The organism is Lachnoclostridium sp. MSJ-17 (assembly GCF_018918205.1).
In the GTDB taxonomy this organism is placed as follows: Bacteria; Bacillota; Clostridia; order Oscillospirales; family Acutalibacteraceae; genus Ruminococcoides.
In genome coordinates, this window is sequence record NZ_JAHLQB010000061.1 from 1 (window position 1) to 2127 (window position 2127).

2 protein-coding genes and 1 pseudogene are annotated in these 2127 nt (G+C 40.3%); all 3 read left to right on the plus strand.

The window, feature by feature from the left end; genetic code table 11:
- Positions 1-246: pseudogene (locus KQI64_RS05450) on the plus strand (hypothetical protein); the annotation flags it as partial.
- Positions 247-318: 72 nt separating this feature from the next.
- Positions 319-792, plus strand: coding sequence for a GNAT family N-acetyltransferase (locus KQI64_RS05455; RefSeq protein ID WP_216523716.1), 474 nt, complete (start codon positions 319-321; stop codon positions 790-792).
- Between the two features lie 35 nt (positions 793-827).
- On the plus strand, positions 828-1415 hold the full coding sequence (locus KQI64_RS05460) for a GrpB family protein (protein WP_216523717.1): 588 nt from the start codon (positions 828-830) through the stop codon (positions 1413-1415).
- The last annotated feature ends 712 nt before the right edge of the window (positions 1416-2127 follow it).

A 2127-nucleotide genomic window follows, 5' to 3' on the forward strand; every position in this document is an offset into this window, starting at 1 on the left:
ATCGCGCTGATAAAGCTTGTCAATCTCGTGATCGGATTCGTCCGCCGTCACACGCTGACAGCGGTTCATTCCGTTATCAATAAGGTCACCGGAGCGTTGTTGTTTATGCTTCCCTTTACAATTCCGATCATCAACATACGATACACCGCTCCGATTGTCTGCGTTGTCGCAACAGTTGCAGCGATTTTGGAGAGTCGGGCAGTAATAATAGATGTTCAAAACAAAATTCATGACCGGATGAAATGATTATGAATATTTATAAACATTTCCGACATTAGAAAGTGAAAGATTTATTGTAAGCCAGTTGGGAGAAGTGAGATGTATATTGTCAAAGCAGAAGCAAATCAGGTAGAAAAAATCGTGGAGATGTCTGTCAGAGCTTTTGAAACAGATGTAAATGTCGGCGGAGCAAAAGGTGAGTATCCGCCTGAATTTGATTCGGTAGAATGGCATAAACAAATGGCTCGGGAGGGACAATTGTATCAGGCAATGATAGAAAAAGATTTGGTCGGAGCAGCCATTATATTCTATGATGAAACAAAAAACAGCGTATACATCGGCAGAATGTTTATTGACAGCGTCTATCATAGAAAAGGTTACGGAATTCGTCTGATGGAATGCATAGAAAAGAGTTTCCCATGTGCTGCTGAGTTTGATCTGGATACCCCATGTTGGAATGAGCGAACTAATGCTTTTTACAAAAAATTAGGCTATCGTATCATAAAGGTTGAGGATGGATTCGTCTTTTACCAAAAAAAAAGCGAATCCATTATCATTCAGGATTTCACATAATAGTTAAATTCTGATTTTTTTCGGAGGCATTTGCTATGGGAAAAAATTTATCTGAAATGACATTGGAAGAGTTATGGGAATTGTTTCCCATCTTTCTTGTGGCGCACAATGATCGGTGGAAAGATAACTTCAATGAGATCAAGAAAACGCTGACCGGACTTTTAGCCGATCAGCCTGTTGTCCGGATCAGTCATATCGGAAGCACCGCCATTCAGGGAATATGGGCAAAAAATATCGTTGATGTGATGATTGAAATACCCGATAGCAGTGACATGAAATATACGGCGCAGATATTGGAACAGAACGGCTTTAGCATCATGTCTTCCGAGGCAAACCGTATCTCGCTCAATAAGGGATATACCGAAAACGGATTAGCAGACAAGGTATATCATATCCATCTGCGATATGCCGGGGACAATGATGAACTGTACTTCCGTGATTATTTGAACGAGCATCCCGATGTGGCAAATGAATATGAAGCGTTGAAGCTCCGGCTTTGGAAACAATATGAACATAACAGAGATGCTTATACGGAATCAAAAACAGACTTCATCTCCAAATGGACAGCAGAAGCACGAAAGGAATATGGAGACCGCTACAGCAAGATTTTCCGTAGCACATAAGAGGGCTGTTCACTACAATGAATTTACGGCGATGGTGGAGCTGGCATTTGAATTCGGAGCTGGGAAAGCTTAAGCGAAAAAGGCATTGGTTATTAACGGATGCCGAGCAATTTATATCGTGATCCGATTTGTGAGAATTATCAAGTCAACGGATTAATCCGTGTAATCATCATCCTTCAGTAGCGCACATCAGTTATGGGATTGCTGCCATTCGGCAAGAGTTCACGGTCATGCCATCGTTTTGTGGTGCAAAGTTGTAATAATGCAAATACGCACTTGACAAAAGAACCGATAAACTATAATATTATAATAGCGAATCAAGGAATAGGAAAGACGGAGTTATTTGTCTGCGAGGATTATACTCGCAACTGACAATTGCCGAAGGGCAGGTAACAAACATGGGTTCACTACCCCACAGCGGTTTTGAGAAAATTCATCTTTTTTGCCTATCCTTGACAAACAAGTATTGGATGAACACTTACTTTTTCGGTGGCGGTTTCGCCGTTAGATGTGTTATCTGATACACAAAACAGAACGCCGTTTCAGTGTAAAAGCTGGAACGGCGTTTTTCTGTTTTAAATTTAATTCAATATAAATAATTTTTTGCATTTAAGGATTATTTAATAATTTCTCCGCTATACTCAAGCTGTAAGGTTCACAAAAGCGGTTTTTGTGCTACAATAAAAGACAGAAAAGGAGAAGGCGTATGTTT